Origin of the sequence: Frateuria soli (genome assembly GCF_021117385.1) — a bacterium.
Classification (GTDB): domain Bacteria; phylum Pseudomonadota; class Gammaproteobacteria; order Xanthomonadales; family Rhodanobacteraceae; genus Frateuria_A; species Frateuria_A soli.
Map to the genome: position 1 here is coordinate 368,175 of NZ_CP088252.1, position 17,305 is coordinate 385,479.

Consider the following 17,305-nt stretch of genomic DNA (forward strand, 5'->3'; position numbering starts at 1 on the left):
ATGTTCGGCTTCGGTTCCAGCCAGGCGATCAAGCGGCACGGGCCGCGGGGCAGCTTCGACCTGCCCCTGCTGGTCGCGCTCGTCGGGCTGGCCAGCATGGGCGTGGTGATGGTCACCTCCAGCTCCATCGCCGTGGCCGACAGCCAGCACATCGGGGCGTTCTATTACCTGAAGAAGCACCTGTTCTACCTGGCATTGGGGCTGGGCCTGGCCGCCGTGGCCATGCGCACCGAACTGAAGCAGGTGGAGAAGTACGCCTTGCCGCTGCTGCTGGTGGGCGGGGCCCTGCTGCTGGCGGTGTTCGTTCCGCACCTGGGCATGCGCATCAACGGTGCGCGCCGCTGGCTCAACTTCATCGTGATCAGCTTCCAGCCGGTCGAGGCGGTGAAACTGATCCTGGTCGTCTACGTGGCGAGCTTCCTGGTACGCCACCGCGAGAGCGTGGAAACGAAGTTCTGGGGCCTGCTGCGACCGGTGCTGGTGGCCGGCATCATTGTGCTGCTGCTGCTGGCGCAGCCGGACTTCGGCTCGGCCACGCTGATCATCGCGGTCACCATCGGCATGGTCTGGCTCGGCGGCGCGCGGCCGCTGTACCTGATCGCCATGGGCCTGCCGCTGATGCCGCTGCTGGCGATCGCGGCGACCAGCGAGAGCTACCGCATGAAGCGGCTGACCTCGTTCATGGACCCGTGGAAGGACCCGTTCAACGACGGCTTCCAGTTGACCCAGTCGCTGATGGCGATCGGCCGCGGCGAATGGGCCGGCGTGGGCCTCGGCTCGAGCGTGCTCAAGCTTTCCTACCTGCCCGAGGCGCACACCGACTTCATCCTGGCGGTGATCGGCGAGGAGCTGGGTCTGGCGGGCATCGTGCTCGTGGTGGCGCTGTTCGCCACCGTGGTCGGACGTGGGCTGCACCTCGGCCTGAAGGGCGTGGAGGTGGGCCAGCGATTCGCCGGCTACGTGGCGTTCGGGATCTCGCTGATGCTGGGTCTGCAGGCGATGGTGTCGATCGGCGTGAACCTCGGTGCGCTGCCGACCAAGGGCCTGACGCTGCCGCTGATCAGCTCGGGTGGCTCTTCGGTGCTGATGACCTGCGCCATGGCCGGCGTCCTGCTGCGTGCCACCTTCGAGATCAACCGCGCACTGGATGCGCGCCAGATGGCCACGCGGATGCCCGCGATGGCCGTGGCGGACGCGAACGCGGCAGTAGCCGCGCCGCGCGAGCGCGAGGCGGTGGCGGCATGAAGACCGGGAATCGGGAATCGGGAATCGGGAATCGGCAGAGCGCATCGCGCTCTGCCGGATCGGCCTCTGCAGTTAACGATTGCCGATTGCCGATTTCCCATTCCCGGCCCGTGCTGATCATGGCCGGCGGTACTGGCGGCCACATCTTCCCCGGCCTGGCCGTGGCCGACGTGCTGCGCGCGCAGGGCGTGCCGGTGGCGTGGCTGGGCGCGGCCGGGGGCATGGAAACCCGCGTCGTGCCCGCACACGGCATCGAGCTGCACACCGTCGCGGTCGGTGGCCTGCGCGGCAAGGGTGTGAAGACACGCCTGCTGGCGCCGTTGATGCTGGCGCGCGCGCTTGTCGCTTCGCTGCGCGTGCTGCGCCGCGTGCGGCCGCGCAGCGTGCTGTCGATGGGCGGCTACGTGGCCGGTCCCGGCGGCGTGGCGGCGCGGTTGACCGGCACGCCGTTGCTGGTACACGAGCAGAATCGCGTGGCTGGCTACACCAACCGCAAGCTCGCGGGCTTCGCGAAGCGGGTGCTGAGCGGTTTCGCCGACGCGCTCGCGAACGGCGAATGGGTCGGCAATCCCGTGCGCGCCAGCATCGCGGCGCTGCCGCCGCCGTCCGCGCGTTTCGCCGCCCGTACCGGTCGGGGACAGTTGCTGGTCCTGGGCGGCAGCCTGGGCGCGCGCGCGCTCAATCTTGCCCTGCCGCAGGCACTGGCACTGATCCCGGCAGACCGGCGTCCGTCCGTGCGCCACCAGTGCGGCAGCCGAGGGCTCGACGAGGCGCGCGCGGCTTACGCGCAGGCCGGCGTCGAGGCCGATGTGGTGCCCTTCATCGAGGACATGGCCGCCGCCTACGGCTGGGCCGACCTCGCCGTTTGCCGGGCCGGCGCGCTGACCATCGCCGAGCTCACCGCCGCGGGCCTGGGCGCCGTGCTGGTGCCTTTCCCCCACGCAGTCGACGACCACCAGACCGGCAACGCGCAGGCGCTGGTCGAGGCGGGCGCCGCCGAACTGATCCAGGAACGCGATTTGGACGTACAGACACTGGCCCAGCGCCTGGCCGCGTTGCTCGCCGACCGCGCGCGGCTGACCGCGATGGCCGTGGCCGCACGCATGCAGGCCAAGCCGGACGCGGCCGCCGCCATCGCTGCTGCATGCCTTGAGGCAGCTTCCCCGGAGGTGGCCGCATGACGCCGCGCCGGCTGCTCGCCCACGAAGACCTGATGGCCACCTTCCGCCGCGTGCATTTCATCGGCATCGGCGGCGTGGGCATGAGCGGCATCGCCGAGGTGTTGCACAACCTGGGCTACGCGGTGTCCGGCTCGGACAAGGCCAATTCGCCGACCGCGCAGCGGCTGGCCGCGCTCGGGATCGTCGTGCAGGTCGGCCACGAGGCCGCGCACGTGGCCGATGCCGACGTGGTGGTGACTTCCAGCGCGATCCGCCAGGACAACCCGGAGCTCGTCGCCGCGCGCGCCGCGCGCATCCCGGTGATCCCGCGGGCGGAAATGCTCGGCGAGCTGATGCGCTTCCGCCGCGGCATTGCCATCGCCGGCACCCATGGCAAGACCACTACGACCAGCCTGGTCGCCAGCGTCCTGGCCGAGGCCAACTACGATCCGACCTTCGTGATCGGTGGCCAGCTCAACGCCGCCGGGGCCAATGCGCGGCTCGGCACCGGCCAGTACCTGGTCGCCGAGGCGGACGAGTCGGACGGTTCGTTCCTCCTTCTGTCGCCGGTGATCGCGGCGGTCACCAACATCGACGCGGATCACCTGGAGAACTACGGCGGCGACTTCGCGCAGGTGAAGAAGGCCTTCGCCGACTTCCTGCACCGCCTGCCGTTCTATGGTCTGGCCGTGCTGTGCGTGGACGACGAGGAAGTGGCCAAGCTGGCCAAGGACACCGCGCGCCGCGTGATGACCTACGGGATCAGCGCCGCCGACGCCGACGTGCGCGCCGCGAACGTGCGCCAGAACGGCTTCCAGATGCTGTTCGACCTGCAACTGCCCGGCCGCGCCGAACCGCTGCCGGTCACCCTCAACCTGCCGGGGCGCCACAACGTGCTCAACGCGCTGGCCGCCGCCACGATCGGCTGGCAACTCGGCGTCGAGGCCGGGGCGATCGCCCGCGCGCTGGAGAACTTCCAGGGCGTCGGCCGGCGCTTCCACCGGCGTGGCGAGCTGAAGCTGGAGCAGGGGAGCGTGCTGCTGGTCGACGACTACGGCCACCATCCGCGCGAACTGGCCGCCGTGTTCGCCGCCGCCCGCGGCGGCTGGCCGGACCGGCGCCTGGTGGTGGGTTTCCAGCCGCACCGCTACAGCCGTACGCGCGACCTGCTGGACGACTTCGCCAACGTGCTGGCCGAGGCCGACGTGCTGGTGCTGACCGAGGTCTATCCGGCCGGCGAGGCGCCGATCGCCGGCGCCGATGGCCGCGCGCTGGCCCGCGCCGTGCGTGCGCGCGGCAAGGTCGACCCGGTGCTCATCGAGCACCCGCGCGACTTCAAGGACACCCTGCCGACGCTGCTGCGCGACGGCGACCTGCTGCTGCTCCTGGGCGCCGGCGACATCGGCGCCGCGGCGGTGGAGCTCGCGCAGGCCGGCCACCTGAGGACTGCAAAGTGAACGCTCCGACCAGAATCAACGATCCCACCCAGTTCGGTCGCGTGGCCGTGGTGATGGGCGGCAGTTCCGCCGAGCGCGAGGTGTCGCTCGATTCCGGCCGCAACGTGCTGGCCGCGCTGAAGAGCCGCGGCGTCGACGCGCATGCGATCGACGGCATTCCCGCGCTGCTCGATGCGCTGCGCGCCGGGCACTTTGCGCGGGTGTTCAACATCCTGCACGGCCAGCATGGCGGCGGCGAGGACGGCGTGCTGCAGGGTGCGCTGGAGTCGCTCCATGTGCCCTATACCGGCTCCGGCGTGCTCGGCTCGGCGCTGTCGATGGACAAGGTGCGCTCCAAGCGCGTGTGGCAGTCGCTCGGGCTGCCGACGCCGGCCTTCGTCGCACTGCCGCGCGGCGCCGGTGCGGATGCCGTGCACGCGGCGGCGAAGCGGGTTGGTTTCCCGCTGATCGTCAAGCCGGCCTGCGAAGGTTCCAGCGTGGGGGTGACGCGCGTGTTCGAGGAAAACCAGCTCGACAGCGCGGTCGAACTGGCCGCCAGCTACCCGGGCGACCTGCTGATGGAGACCCTGATCGAGGGCGACGAGATGACCGTCGGCATCCTTGGTCGCCAGGTGCTGCCCTCGATCCACATCGTTCCGAAGGGGGCGTTCTACGACTACAACGCCAAGTACGTCGCCGAGGACACCCAGTACATCTGCCCGGGCCTCGAAGGGGCGGCCGAGGACGAGCTGCGCGCGCTCGCGCTCGAGGCCTTCGACGCGCTCGGTTGCCACGGCTGGGGTCGCGTGGACGTGATGCGCGACCGCGCCGGCCGCAACTTCCTGCTCGAAGTGAACACCGCCCCGGGCATGACCTCGCATTCGCTGGTGCCCAAGGCGGCCAAGGTGGCCGGCATCGATTACGAGGACGTGTGCTGGCGCGTGCTGGAAACCAGTTTCCGGGAGGGCCTGTGAGGGGAGCGATCCGCCTCGTTGCCTGGTGTCTGGCCATCGCGCTGGTCGCGTTGCCGGTCGTCGGCGTGCTGCGCGGCTGGTTCGCCGCCGACCGCTGGCCGGTGACGCAACTGACCGTGCAGGCCGAGTTCAAGCATGTCAGCGCCGAGCAGATCCGCGCCGCCGTGCGGCCACGTCTGGGCCACGGTTTCTTCGCGCTGGACCTGGACTCGGTACAGCAGGCGGTCGCGGCATTGCCCTGGGTCGAATCGGTCGAGGCGCGCAAGCGTTGGCCGGACACGCTGATCCTGCGCATCTACGAGCGCCAGCCATTCGCGCGCTGGAACGAGACCCGGCTGATCAGCCGCCAGGGCGTGCTCTTCGATGGCGGCAAGGTCGCGCCTTCCACGCCGCTGCCCGACCTGCGCGGGCCGGACGCTCAGATGCCCGAGGTGGTGGCGTTCTACGCCGATGCGCTCAAGGCGGTGGCCCGCACGCCGCTCAAGGTGTCCGGCGTGGCGCTGTCCGAACGCGGCAGCTGGAGCCTGGCTACCGACACGGGGGCCAGGATCGTGCTGGGCGACCGCGCCCAGGCCGGCAGGCGTCTGCGCCGTTTCCTCGACGTCTACCCGCAGGTGATGGCGGGCCACAGCGCCGCCTTCGCCTACGCCGACCTTCGCTACACCAACGGATTCGCCGTGCGCTGGCCCGACGCCGCCGCACCTGCCGCGGGGACACCCCGCACATGAGCCTGACCCTATGAAGACGCGCAACGACAAGCAGCTGGTGGTCGGCCTGGACATCGGCACCCACAAGGTGACCGCGATCGTGGGCGAGTACGAGCCGGGCGAACCGATCGAGGTGATCGGCATCGGCTCGCACGTCTCGCGCGGGATGAAGCGCGGATCGGTGGTCGATATCGAATCGACCGTGCACTCGATCCAGCGTGCGGTGGAAGAGGCCGAACTGATGGCCGGCTGCGACATCCGCTCCGTGTTCGCCTCGATCTCCGGCAGCCACCTGGAGACAAAGAACTCCCACGGCACCGCGGCGATCCGCGACCGTGAGGTTACCCCGGGCGACCTGGAGCAGGTGCTGGAGGCGGCCAGCGCGGTGGCGATCCCGGCCGACCGCAAGGTTCTTTACAAGGAGTCGCAGGAATACCGCATCGACGGGCAGGACGGCATCCGCTCGCCGGTCGGCATGAGTGGCGTGCGCCTGGAAGCCTCCGTGCACCTGGTGACCGGCGCGGCCGCGGCCGTACAGAACATCTCCAAGTGCATCCAGCGTTGCGGGCTCTCCGTGGACGAACTGGTGCCCTCGGCGGTGGCCAGCGCCAAGGCGGTGCTCACCGACGACGAGCGGGAGCTGGGCGTGTGTCTGGTCGACATCGGCGCGGGCACGACCGACATCGCGATCTATACGCAGGGCTCGATCCGCTACACCAAGTCGCTCCCGGTCGGCGGCGACCAGGTCACCAACGACATCGCCTACGGCGTGCATACGCCGACCGCGCATGCCGAGGAAATCAAGATCAAGTACGCCTGCGCGCTGGCGCAGCTGGCGCACGCCGAGGAAACCATCCAGGTGCCCAGCGTCGGCGACCGCCCGCCGCGCCGGCTGGCCCGCCAGTCGCTCGCCCAGAGTGTGCAGGCGCGCTACGAGGAAATCTTCGAGATGGTGCAGGACGAGCTGCGCCGCTCCGGCTACGACAGCCTGGTCGCCGCCGGCGTGGTGCTCACCGGCGGCGCCTCGCGGATGGAGGGTGCGCTGGAGCTGGCCGAGGAGATCTTTCACAAGATGGTGCGCATCGGCGTGCCGCAGCACGTCACGGGCCTGGGCGAAGTGGTCGCCAATCCGCTGCATTCGACCGGCGTGGGCCTGCTGCTGCATGGCGCCCGCGCCGGCGGCGTGCGCGTGAGCCATCCGGTCGGCGGCAGCGTAGGCGGGCTGGTCGACAAGGTGCGTGGCTGGATCACCAGAAATTTCTGACGGAGGGGGCGGCGCTCTCTCCGGGAGTGGATTTTTCGGCTGGCGCGGAGCGCCACCGCGGGCGAAAGGAGGTTTCGCCCACCACCGCAGGACGGCAGGACGCCGTTCCCGCGGCAACAACGACAACGAAGAGTCTCTACGGAGGACGGGAAATGTTTGAACTTATCGAAAAACTGGCACCCAACGCGGTCATCAAGGTCATCGGCGTGGGCGGTGGCGGCGGCAACGCCGTGGCCCACATGCTCAATGCCAACATCGAAGGCGTCGAGTTCGTCGTCGCCAACACCGACGCGCAGGCGATGAAGCACTGCGGCTCGCGCACCCACCTGCAGCTCGGCGCCAACGTCACCAAGGGCCTGGGCGCGGGCGCCAACCCCGAAGTCGGCCGCCAGGCCGCGCTGGAGGACCGCGAGCGCATCGAGGAAATGCTCGACGGCGCGGACATGGTGTTCATCACCGCCGGCATGGGTGGCGGCACCGGCACGGGCGCGGCCCCGGTCGTGGCCCAGCTGGCCAAGGAGAAGGGCATCCTCACCGTGGCGGTGGTCACCAAGCCGTTCCCGTTCGAGGGGCGCCGTCGCATGCAGGTGGCGATGAAGGGCATCGAGGACCTGTCCCAGCACGTCGACTCTCTGATCACCGTGCCGAACGAGAAGCTGCTGTCGGTGCTCGGCCGCGAGGTCACCCTGCTGAATGCCTTCAAGGCGGCCAACGACGTGTTGCAGGGCGCCGTGCAGGGCATCGCCGACCTGATCACCGCGCCGGGCCTGATCAACGTCGACTTCGCCGACGTGCGCACCGTGATGTCCGAAATGGGCATGGCGATGATGGGCTCGGGCACCGCTCGTGGCGACGATCGCGCCCAGGCCGCTGCCGAGGCGGCGATCAACAACCCGCTGCTGGAGGACGTCAACCTCAATGGCGCCTGCGGCATCCTGGTCAACGTCACTGCCGGTCCGAACCTGACCATGCGCGAATTCGACGAGATCGGCCGCGTCATCCACGACTTCGCCAGCGAAGACGCCACCGTGGTGATCGGCACCTCGCTCGACCCGGAGATGCAGGACGATGTGCGCGTGACCGTGGTCGCCACGGGCCTGAACCGTGCGGCTGCCGCCCGCCAGGCTCCACGTGCCGTGGCCAGCCAGCAGGTGGAGATGCGCCAGCGGCCCCGTCCGGTGGTGCTGCGTACGGGTACCGGCAACGAGGTGGTGGACTACGCCGCGCCGGAGACGGTGGCCTCGCACACGCGCGCGGAGCCGCCGGCCAAGGGCGCCGATCCCAGCCTGGACTATCTGGATATCCCGGCGTTCCTGCGCCGCCAGGCCGACTGAACGGCACTCCCGGAGGCCCTTGCGAAAATTGAACAAAACACCAGATCGACGGGTCAGTGCATGACGTGGCCCGGCAGGCATCTAGCGCCTGTGTGGTTTTCGTGACCGTCGCTCCGGTGATTTTGAGGTGAAGGCAGCGCGCCGAGGACCGGCGCGCGCACCGGCCGGCAGGGAGTCGCCGGCCTGTCCGCCCCCTTGCGCCGGATACCCGTCTTCCCGGCGCAGGGGGCGTGTCTCAGGTAACTGATTGAGGCGGCGGGGATTTGCCGGACTTGGTGACCGGCGTCACAGATGAAGGAATTCTAAAGAGGCGACCAGACTGTACGGTACGGTTTGCTATTGCGGCAGGTTAAGACTGTGTTAGCATCCGACCCCTGATTGGCTGCTGCCCACACTGGTACCTATAAAAATGATCAAGCAGCGTACGCTCAAGAACATCATCCGTGCGACCGGCGTCGGCCTGCACACCGGCGACAAGGTCTACATGACCTTGCGCCCCGCCGCGCCGAACACGGGCATCGTGTTCCGGCGTACGGACCTCAATCCGCCGGTCGACATCCATGCGCGCCCCGATTGCGTGGGCGACACCCGCCTGTCCACCACCCTGGTCAAGGGCGACGTGCGCGTCTCCACCGTCGAGCACCTGCTCTCGGCGATGGCCGGCCTGGGCATCGACAACGCGATCGTGGAACTGTCGGCGCCGGAAGTGCCGATCATGGACGGCAGCGCCGGTCCCTTCGTGTTCCTGCTCCAGTCGGCCGGTATCGAGGAGCAGAACCAGGCCAAGCGCTTCATCCGCATCAAGAAGCCGATAAAGGTGCAGGAAGGCGACAAGTGGGCCAGCTTCGAGCCGTTCGAGGGCTTCAAGGTCGGCTTCTCGATCGAGTTCAACCACCCGATCATCTCCAAGCGCACCTCGCGCGCCGAGATCGACTTCTCCACGACCTCCTTCGTCAAGGAAGTCAGCCGCGCCCGTACGTTCGGCTTCATGCGCGACATCGAGATGCTGCGCGAGCACAACCTGGCGCTGGGTGGCTCGATGGACAACGCCGTGGTGCTGGACGACTACCGCGTGCTGAACGAGGACGGCCTCCGCTACGAGGACGAGTTCGTCAAGCACAAGATCCTGGACGCGATCGGCGACCTGTACCTGCTCGGCCACAGCCTGATCGGCGCCTACCATGCGCACAAATCCGGCCACGAGCTCAACAACAAGCTGCTGCGTACCCTGATCGCCGACCCCGCCGCGTGGGAAGAGGTGGTCTACAAGGACGATCCGGCCGTTTCGCCGATCTCCTACGCGCATCCCGCCCAGGCGATCTGATCCGCCTGCCGCCTGCCCCGAAGGCCGCCCCCGCAAGAGGCGGCCTTCGTCGTTTCTGTGACGCAGGCCATCGGCAATACACGCCGCGATTCACGCTATGGCGACATGCCGGAGTGTACCTGCGGTCCCACCGTGCTATAAAACCTCTGCCGCCCGTGGGGTGGCAAGGGGGAAATCGGTGCCCGACGGGCACTTCGCAAAGGCACGGCGCCCCGCGCCACGTTAGTCCTTGGCGACCGGGAATTCAGCAGTTTCGGCGATGGACGCCAGCTCGAGGAACAGTCCCTTCAGTTCCGGGTCTGTGATTGATGCTGCGGCGGCCTTGAGATGGACGGCTGCGGCAGGCGAAAGCGGTTTTGACCGATCCGGTTCAGTTGCGACGGGTCGGGGGGGAGCCACTTTCACGGTGACCGAACTGGCGCTCGTGCCGATGGCACGCGCGGTGGTGAGTATCTGCGCCTGCATCAGGCGCAGGCGCGCCGCCCAGGCTGGTGAGGACGCCAGGAAGACGAGGCGGCCGTTGCGCAGGTGGGCGAATCGCACCTGCTCGCGCAAGGGTGTCGGCAGCGTCTGGCGCAGGGCACGATCCAACGCATCCAGCTCACCGGCCCTCCGGGCCAGCGAGGCGAACGAACCGCATTCGGCCAGCGGCTTGGGGCCACGGTCGGGGCGGCGGGAAGCGGAGGAATCGGCGCGCTGCATGGTGCCGTCATCTTGAAGTGAAAAAACGCAATGCAGATCATACTCGTATCCCGCTCCCGCAAAGTGCCCAAGACCTTCGACCTCGGCCAGCGCCGCCTGCGCTGGCGGCTCGCGGGCCTGGCGATGGCGGCGGTGATCGGGTGTGGCGTGCTCGGCGCCGCGTTGGCGCTGACGGTGTCCAGTCCCCGCGATCGCGCGCTGGCGGAGATCCGGCAGCTCAAGCAGCAGATCCGGTACCAGGACACGCAACTGGCGGGTGTGCGCAAGGACTCCCAGCGCGAGCTCGACGCCCTGGCGGTCAAGCTGGGACAACTGGAGGCGCAGTCGACCCGCCTCAACGCGCTGGGCGAGCGCCTGACCGAAGTCGGCAAGCTCGACCCGGACGAGTTCAATTTCGACCAGCCGCCCGCGATGGGTGGTCTGGAAGACACTGCCGGCAGTGCCTATGCCCTGCCGCCGACGCTGGACAGGAGCATCGACCAGCTGGCCGGCCAGTTCGACGTGCAGCAGGCACAGCTGTCCGCACTGCAGAGTCTGCTGCTCGACGCCAAGATCGACTCCAATCTCAAGCCGACCGGCATGCCGGCCTCTGGCTACATCTCGTCCTACTTCGGCGTGCGGCCGGATCCGTTCGATGGTCACAGCGCGCGTCATACCGGGCTGGACATCGCGGTGCCGTTCGGTTCGGCGGTCCACGCGGTTGCCGAGGGCATGGTCACCTTCACCGGCGTGCGCAGCGGTTACGGCAAGGTGGTCGAGATCGACCACGGCAACGGGTACATGACCCGCTACGCTCACAACAGCAAGCTGCTGGTGCACCCCGGCCAGCGCGTGCACGTGGGCGAGGTGGTCTCGCAGGCGGGCTCCACCGGACGGTCGACCGGCCCGCACGTGCATTTCGAGGTCTGGTACAAGGGCCGCGTGGTCAATCCGCTGGCCTACGTGAAGAGCCACCGGTAAACCCGGCCGGGAAAGCCCGCCTGCGTGCGATGCATCGCCCCGGAAGGGGTGGCATCGCACGCAGGCGGGCTTTCCTGCTTTCGCGGCGCCGGCCTCTTGAATCCTTCGCCTCACGCCGCCATCCCGGCCAGCTGGAGCAGCTGTAGTAACATGTCTCCTTTCGCCCGCGGCCGCCGCGGGCCTTGAGCCTTCACTGACGGAAGATCGATGTTCAATCGTGCCCTGACCAGCCTTTTCGGCAGCCGCAACGAGCGGGTGCTGCGCCAGCTTTCCAAGACCGTCGCGCGGATCAACGCGCTGGAACCGGAGTTCGAGAAGCTGGATGACGCGGCGCTCAAGGCCAAGACCGCCGAGTTCAAGGAACGCGTCGCCAAGGGCGAAACGCTCGACCGGCTCTTGCCCGAAGCCTTCGCCGTGGTGCGCGAGGCGGCCAAGCGCGTGCTGGGCATGCGCCACTACGACGTGCAGATGATCGGCGGCATGGTGCTGCACCAGGGCAAGATCGCCGAGATGCGCACCGGCGAGGGCAAGACCCTGGTCGGCACACTGCCGGTCTACCTCAACGCCCTGGAAGGCAAGGGCGTGCACGTGGTCACCGTCAATGACTACCTGGCGCGCCGCGACTCGGCTCAGATGGGCAAGCTCTACAACTTCCTGGGCCTGTCGGTGGGCGTGGTCTATCCCGGCATGGACCATGGCGACAAGCATGCCGCCTACGGCGCGGACATCACCTACGGCACCAACAATGAATTCGGCTTCGACTACCTGCGCGACAACATGGCGCTGTCGAAGGAACAGCGCTACCAGCGCGGCCTCAACTACGCGATCGTCGACGAGGTCGATTCGATCCTGATCGACGAGGCGCGCACGCCGCTGATCATCTCCGGCCCGGCCGAGGACTCGCCGCAGCTTTATCTGGCGGTCAACCGCATCGTGCCGCAGATGAAGCGGCAGGAGACCGAGGACGGCGCGGGCGACTACTGGGTCGATGAGAAGCAGAAGCAGGTGCACCTGTCCGAGGAGGGCATGGCGCACGCCGAGGACCTGCTGCGCAAGGCTGGCGTGATCGATCCGGAAACCGGCCTGTACGACGCGCGCAACCTGGCGGTGGTGCACCATCTCAACGCTGCCCTGCGCGCCAACGCGATCTACCAGCGCGACGTCGACTACATCGTGCGCGACGGCGAGGTCATCATCGTCGACGAGTTCACCGGGCGCACCCTCGCCGGCCGTCGCTGGTCGGATGGCCTGCACCAGGCGGTCGAGGCGAAGGAAGGCGTGCCGATCCAGCGCGAGAACCAGACGCTGGCGACCGTGACGTTCCAGAACCTGTTCCGCATGTACAAGAAGCTGGCCGGCATGACCGGCACGGCCGATACCGAGGCGTACGAGTTCCAGACCATCTACGGCCTGGAAGTGGTGGTGATCCCCACCCATAAGCCGATGATCCGCAAGGACAACCTGGACATCGTGTTTCTCAGCCAGCAGGCCAAGTACCGCGCGGTGATCGAGGACATCAAGGACTGCCACAAGCGTGGCCAGCCGGTGCTGGTGGGTACCACCTCGATCGAGGTGTCCGAGCTGTTGTCCGAGTTGCTGACCAAGGCCAAGGTCCCGCATGAAGTGCTCAATGCCAAGCAGCACGAGCGTGAGGCGCACATCGTGGCGCAGGCCGGCGCGCCGGGTTCGGTGACCATCGCCACCAACATGGCCGGTCGCGGTACCGACATCGTGCTCGGCGGCAGCTTGGAGGTCGCGCTCGCCGCGTTGCCGGAGGATGCCTCCGAGGTCGACCGCCAGCGCATCAAGAGCGAATGGAAGAAGCGCCACGAGCAGGTGCTGGCTGCCGGCGGCCTGCACATCATCGGCACCGAGCGGCATGAGTCCCGCCGCATCGACAACCAGCTGCGCGGCCGTTCCGGCCGCCAGGGCGACCCGGGCTCCTCGCGCTTCTACCTGGCGCTGGAGGACAACCTGCTGCGCATCTTCGGCGGCGAGGGCCTGGTGCGCTGGATGAAGCGCTTCGGCATGAAGGAGGACGATCCGCTCGAGGAGCGCATGATCAGCCGCCAGATCGAGAAGGCCCAGCGCAAGGTCGAGCAGCACAACTTCGACATCCGCAAGCACCTGCTCGAGTTCGACGACGTCGCCAACGACCAGCGCAAGGTGATCTACCGCCAGCGCGACGAGTTGCTGGAAGGCGAGGACGTCTCGGCCACCATCGCCGACATCCGCGAGGACGTGGTCGAGTCGATCGTCAACGCCCACGTGCCGCCGGACAGCATCGACGAGCAGTGGGACATCGCGGGCCTCGAGCGCGCGCTGGAAAGCGAGTTCGGCATCGCTACCGGCCTGAAGGCCTGGGTCGAGCAGCAGCATGAGCTGGAGGCCGCACAGATCCGCGACCACGTGCGCGAGGCGATGGACCAGGCGTTCAAGGACAAGGAAGCGCAGATCGGCGCGGAAACCATGCGCCAGCTCGAGAAGCACATCATGCTGAGCGTGGTCGACAACGCCTGGAAGGAACATCTGGCGAGCATGGACTACCTGCGCCAGGGCATCTACCTGCGCGGCTATGCGCAGCAGGATCCCAAGCAGGCGTTCAAGCGCGAGTCGTTCGAGCTGTTCTCGGAGATGCTCAACCGGATCAAGACCGAAGTGGTGCAGATGCTCGCCCGCGTACGCATCCGCAGCGAGGAAGAGGTCGCCGCAATGGAAGCCGAGCAGCAGCGCCTGGCCGCGCGCCTGCAGCAGCAGATGCTCGCCAGTGGCGGTGGCGCGCCGGTCAACGCGCTGGGCAACGATGCCCCGCCGCCGGCCTCGCCCGGCACCGTGCAGCACGAGGGCCCGAAGATCGGTCGCAACGATCCGTGTCCATGCGGTTCGGGCAGGAAGTACAAGCACTGCCACGGCCAGCTGGCCTGAGGACAGTTCCGCGCGCCCGATCCGACCTGGGCGCGCCGGCGGTGGAAGCATTCCCCGGGCGATGCGCTTCCACCGAGCGACCTGCACCGTGCCCGCCGCAGACGCACCGGGCCGCTGCGGATTCTCCCGGTAGGGAAGTCAGTCCTCGCCGCCGGATGGCCGCTTGCGATGAGGCTCCGCGTTCACCGTGACGTACTGCGGCTCCTCCTCGTCCACGCGCAGGGCGGTCAGCTGGCCGCCCCACACACAGCCGGTGTCGATCGCATACACGCCCAACCCGGCGAAGCGGCCCAGCGCCGACCAGTGCCCGCAGACCATCTTGACCTCGCGCCGCCGCATGCCGGGCACCGCGAACCACGGATACAGCCCCGGCTTCTGCGAGCCGGGCGGCCCCTTGGCCTCGAAGTCGATACGGCCATTGACGTCGCAATAGCGCATCCGGGTCATGGTGTTGATCGTGGCGCGGAAACGCTCGATCCCCTGCAGCCGGCTCGACCAGGCCGCCGGACGGTTGCCGAACAGGTTGCGCAGCAGCCGCGGGTGACGTGGGCTGGACAGTTCCCGCTCCACTTCCTGCGCCGCGCGCAGAGCCTGGCGCAGTGTCCACGACGGCGCCAGCCCGGCGTGCACCATGCCCCAGCCCAGGGCCTCGTCGTAGTGGAGCAGCTTCTGGTTGCGCAGCCACTCGAACAGCACCGGCGCGTCTTCGGCGAACAGCACTTCGCGCAGCTCCGGGTTGACCCGCGACTGGGCGTCGGGCTTGCGCTGCGCAATCGCCAGCAGGCTCAGGTCGTGGTTGCCCAGGGTGGCGATGACGTTCTCGCGCAGGCCGTGCAGCAGCCGCAGCACCCGCAGCGACTCGCCACCGCGATTGACCAGGTCGCCGCAGAACCACAACTGGTCGCGCGAAGGGTCGAAGCGCAACTTGTCGAGCAGGCGCGAGAGCTCCGGATAGCATCCTTGCACGTCGCCAATTGCATATGTCGCCATCAGAACTCGTCCGTCCGGTCCATCGCAGGCGAACCCTCGATAATGCGTGCCATCAGTGCAGGGTGCGCGGTATGGACAGCGTGAACGGCGGGATCGGCGCCTCGAAGCGGGTACCGTCGTCGGCGAGCATCTCGTAGCTGCCGCGCATCGTGCCCACGGCGGTGTCCAGCACGGCGCCGGAGCTGTACTGGTAACGGTCGCCTGGTCGCATCCACGGCTGGTCGCCGACCACGCCTTCGCCGCGTACCTCTTCCACCTTGCCGTTCGCGTCGGTGATCACCCAGTGGCGGGTGAGCAGGCGCGCGGGCACGTCGCCGGCGTTGTGCAGCGTCACGGTGTAGGCGAACACGTAGCGGTTGTCGTGCGGCTTGGACTGGTCGGGAACGAAGCGGGTTTCGACCTGCACGTCGATCGTGTAGGAAGGTTTGGGATTCATCGGCCGATTGTACGGCCTGCGCACGGGCCTGCGCGTGTAGACGACGCTCAGGCCGGGAGCCTGGCCAGTCGGACGAAGTCACCGGGGGAAAGCGTTTCTGCGCGTGCCCTGGGGTCGATCCCCGCGCTGGCGATCGCCGCACTGTCGAGCATGTTCTTCAACCCGTTGGACAGCGTCTTGCGCCGCTGCGCGAAGGCCGCCTTGACGATCGCGTGCAGGCGCAGCGGATCGGCGTCGTGGCGTTCGTGCGCGGCCAGCGGTACCAGCCGCACGACCGCCGAATCGACCTTCGGCGGCGGGCGGAACGCGCCGGGCGGCACGGTGAACAGCGGCTCGACGCGACAGGCCAGTTGCAGCATCACCGACAGCCGGCCATACACCTTGCTGCCGGGTTCCGCGGCCATGCGATCGACCACTTCCTTCTGCAACATGAAGTGCATGTCCTCGATCGCGCAGGCGTGGTCCACGCAATGGAAAAGGATCGGACTGGAGATGTAGTAGGGCAGGTTGCCGGCAAGGCGTATGCGCGGTACACCGAGGCGCTGCGCCAGCGCGGTGAAGTCCACCTCGAGTACGTCGGCATGGACGATTTCCAGCGTGCCGACGGTGCTCGCGCGCGCCTGCAGGGCGGGGATCAGGTCGGTGTCCAGCTCGATCGCGACGAGGCGGCCGGCGGCGGCCAGCAACGGCAGGGTAAGTGCGCCTTCGCCCGGGCCGATCTCCACGACGCGGTCGCCCGCCCTGGGTGAAATCGCGCTGACGATGCGCTCGATATAGCGCTTCTCGTGCAGGAAGTGCTGGCCGAAGCTTTTCTTGGGGCGGGCGTTCATCCGGATTTCTCGCAAACCTGTGGCATCAGCCGACCCAGCCGCGACAGCCGGCCAGATCCAGCGCCATCCGCGCGGCCGCGATCAGGCTGGACGGATCCGCGCGACCGGTTCCGGCAAGGTCCAGCGCCGTGCCGTGGTCGACCGAGGTGCGGATGAACGGCAGGCCGAGGGTGATGTTGACGGTGCGATCGAAGGCTTCGCTCTTGAGCACCGGCAGCGCCTGGTCGTGATACATCGCCAGCACGGCGTCGTAGCGCCCGCGCTGGGCCGGCACGAAAGCGGTGTCCGCCGGCAGCGGGCCGAGCAGGTGCATGCCCTGCGCACGCAACTTCGCCAGCGTGGGCTCGATCACCTCGATTTCCTCACGGCCGAGGTGGCCGCCTTCGCCGGCATGCGGATTGAGGCCGAGCACCGCGATACGCGGATCGCCCAGGCCGAACCTGGCCTTGAGCTCGCCGTGCACGATGCGCAACGTGCGCTCCAGCGATTCGGCGGTGATCGCCGCGGGCACCGCGTGCAGCGGCATGTGCGTGGTGGCCAGCGCCACGCGCAGTTCCGGGCTGGCCAGCATCATCACCACGTCGGTGCCCGCGCGTTGCGCGAAAAACTCGGTATGGCCGCTGAAGGGGATGCCGGCGTCGTTGATCGAGGCCTTCTGCAGGGGCGCGGTGACCACGGCCGCGTAGTTGCCCGCGAGGCAGCCGTCCGCAGCCTCCGCCAGCGTGGTCAGGATGTGGCGGGCATTGCGCGGGTCGGGCTTGCCCGGACGCTCCTCCACCACCAACGGCACATGCTGGACGCGCAGGCTGCCTGGCACGTGCGCATGCGGCTGGCCGTCGTCCTCGTGCAGCTCCAGTGGCACGCCGCAGCGGGCCGCGGCGCGGCTCAACAGGTCGCGGTCGGTGATCGCGACGAGTCCGGCCGCAAGCGGTGTCGATGCGAGCCGGACCAGCAGTTCGGGACCGACGCCGGCCGGCTCCCCGGCGGTCAGCGCCAGTCGCGGCAGGCCGGCGTTCAC

At 68.4% G+C, this 17,305-nt stretch carries 15 protein-coding genes; 10 read left to right on the forward strand and 5 right to left on the reverse strand.

What is annotated here, in order from left to right; translation table 11 throughout:
• The 8 genes from ftsW (at position 1) to lpxC (ending at position 9,444) form a co-directional block, all read left to right on the forward strand.
• The gene (gene ftsW, locus LQ771_RS01580; RefSeq protein WP_231350666.1) at positions 1-1,245 is read left to right on the forward strand and encodes a putative lipid II flippase FtsW; all 1,245 of its coding nucleotides are present in this window, start codon (positions 1-3) and stop codon (positions 1,243-1,245) included.
• Positions 1,242-2,426, forward strand: a complete 1,185-nt coding sequence (gene murG, locus LQ771_RS01585) for an undecaprenyldiphospho-muramoylpentapeptide beta-N-acetylglucosaminyltransferase (protein WP_425491298.1) — start codon at positions 1,242-1,244, stop codon at positions 2,424-2,426. The genes ftsW and murG overlap by 4 nt, the downstream gene beginning before the upstream one ends.
• On the forward strand, positions 2,423-3,862 hold the full coding sequence (gene murC, locus LQ771_RS01590; RefSeq protein ID WP_231350667.1) for a UDP-N-acetylmuramate--L-alanine ligase: 1,440 nt from the start codon (positions 2,423-2,425) through the stop codon (positions 3,860-3,862). Before murG ends, murC begins: the two co-directional genes overlap by 4 nt.
• Complete coding sequence (locus tag LQ771_RS01595) at positions 3,859-4,815, forward strand: D-alanine--D-alanine ligase (protein ID WP_255674233.1); 957 nt, start codon at positions 3,859-3,861, stop codon at positions 4,813-4,815. The genes murC and LQ771_RS01595 overlap by 4 nt, the downstream gene beginning before the upstream one ends.
• Positions 4,812-5,543 carry a cell division protein FtsQ/DivIB gene (locus LQ771_RS01600; RefSeq protein ID WP_231350668.1) on the forward strand — a complete coding sequence of 244 codons (732 nt, stop codon included), beginning with the start codon at positions 4,812-4,814 and terminating at the stop codon, positions 5,541-5,543. The genes LQ771_RS01595 and LQ771_RS01600 overlap by 4 nt, the downstream gene beginning before the upstream one ends.
• A 10-nt stretch (positions 5,544-5,553) precedes the next feature.
• Complete coding sequence (ftsA, locus tag LQ771_RS01605; RefSeq protein ID WP_231350669.1) at positions 5,554-6,786, forward strand: cell division protein FtsA; 1,233 nt, start codon at positions 5,554-5,556, stop codon at positions 6,784-6,786.
• A 152-nt stretch (positions 6,787-6,938) separates the two neighbouring features.
• Complete coding sequence (ftsZ, locus tag LQ771_RS01610) at positions 6,939-8,120, forward strand: cell division protein FtsZ (RefSeq protein WP_231350670.1); 1,182 nt, start codon at positions 6,939-6,941, stop codon at positions 8,118-8,120.
• Positions 8,121-8,529: 409 nt separating this feature from the next.
• The gene (gene lpxC / locus LQ771_RS01615; protein WP_231350671.1) at positions 8,530-9,444 is read left to right on the forward strand and encodes a UDP-3-O-acyl-N-acetylglucosamine deacetylase; all 915 of its coding nucleotides are present in this window, start codon (positions 8,530-8,532) and stop codon (positions 9,442-9,444) included.
• 222 nt (positions 9,445-9,666) lie between these two features.
• Here the strand turns inward: lpxC and LQ771_RS01620 are convergent, their stop codons facing one another.
• Positions 9,667-10,146 (reverse strand): DciA family protein, encoded by a 480-nt coding sequence (locus LQ771_RS01620; RefSeq protein WP_231350672.1) that lies wholly within the window; start codon positions 10,144-10,146, stop codon positions 9,667-9,669.
• A gap of 30 nt (positions 10,147-10,176) precedes the next feature.
• Between LQ771_RS01620 and LQ771_RS01625 the strand changes: the two genes are divergently transcribed.
• Positions 10,177-11,106, forward strand: a complete 930-nt coding sequence (locus LQ771_RS01625; RefSeq protein WP_231350673.1) for a M23 family metallopeptidase — start codon at positions 10,177-10,179, stop codon at positions 11,104-11,106.
• A 207-nt stretch (positions 11,107-11,313) separates the two neighbouring features.
• Positions 11,314-14,031: a preprotein translocase subunit SecA gene (gene secA / locus LQ771_RS01630; RefSeq protein WP_231350674.1), complete on the forward strand. Its 2,718-nt coding sequence runs from the start codon at positions 11,314-11,316 to the stop codon at positions 14,029-14,031.
• A gap of 138 nt (positions 14,032-14,169) precedes the next feature.
• On the opposite strand, the gene LQ771_RS01635 is transcribed toward secA, so the two are convergent.
• Genes LQ771_RS01635 through pdxA form a run of 4 tightly spaced genes read right to left on the reverse strand, consistent with a single transcriptional unit; the run spans position 14,170 to position 17,305 of the window.
• Positions 14,170-15,021 carry a symmetrical bis(5'-nucleosyl)-tetraphosphatase gene (locus LQ771_RS01635; RefSeq protein WP_231350675.1) on the reverse strand — a complete coding sequence of 284 codons (852 nt, stop codon included), beginning with the start codon at positions 15,019-15,021 and terminating at the stop codon, positions 14,170-14,172.
• Positions 15,022-15,073: 52 nt separating this feature from the next.
• Positions 15,074-15,457 (reverse strand): Co2+/Mg2+ efflux protein ApaG, encoded by a 384-nt coding sequence (gene apaG / locus LQ771_RS01640; protein WP_231350676.1) that lies wholly within the window; start codon positions 15,455-15,457, stop codon positions 15,074-15,076.
• Positions 15,458-15,504: 47 nt separating this feature from the next.
• Positions 15,505-16,287, reverse strand: coding sequence for a 16S rRNA (adenine(1518)-N(6)/adenine(1519)-N(6))-dimethyltransferase RsmA (rsmA, locus tag LQ771_RS01645; protein WP_231350677.1), 783 nt, complete (start codon positions 16,285-16,287; stop codon positions 15,505-15,507).
• Positions 16,288-16,312: 25 nt separating this feature from the next.
• On the reverse strand, positions 16,313-17,305 hold the full coding sequence (gene pdxA, locus LQ771_RS01650) for a 4-hydroxythreonine-4-phosphate dehydrogenase PdxA (protein WP_231350678.1): 993 nt from the start codon (positions 17,303-17,305) through the stop codon (positions 16,313-16,315).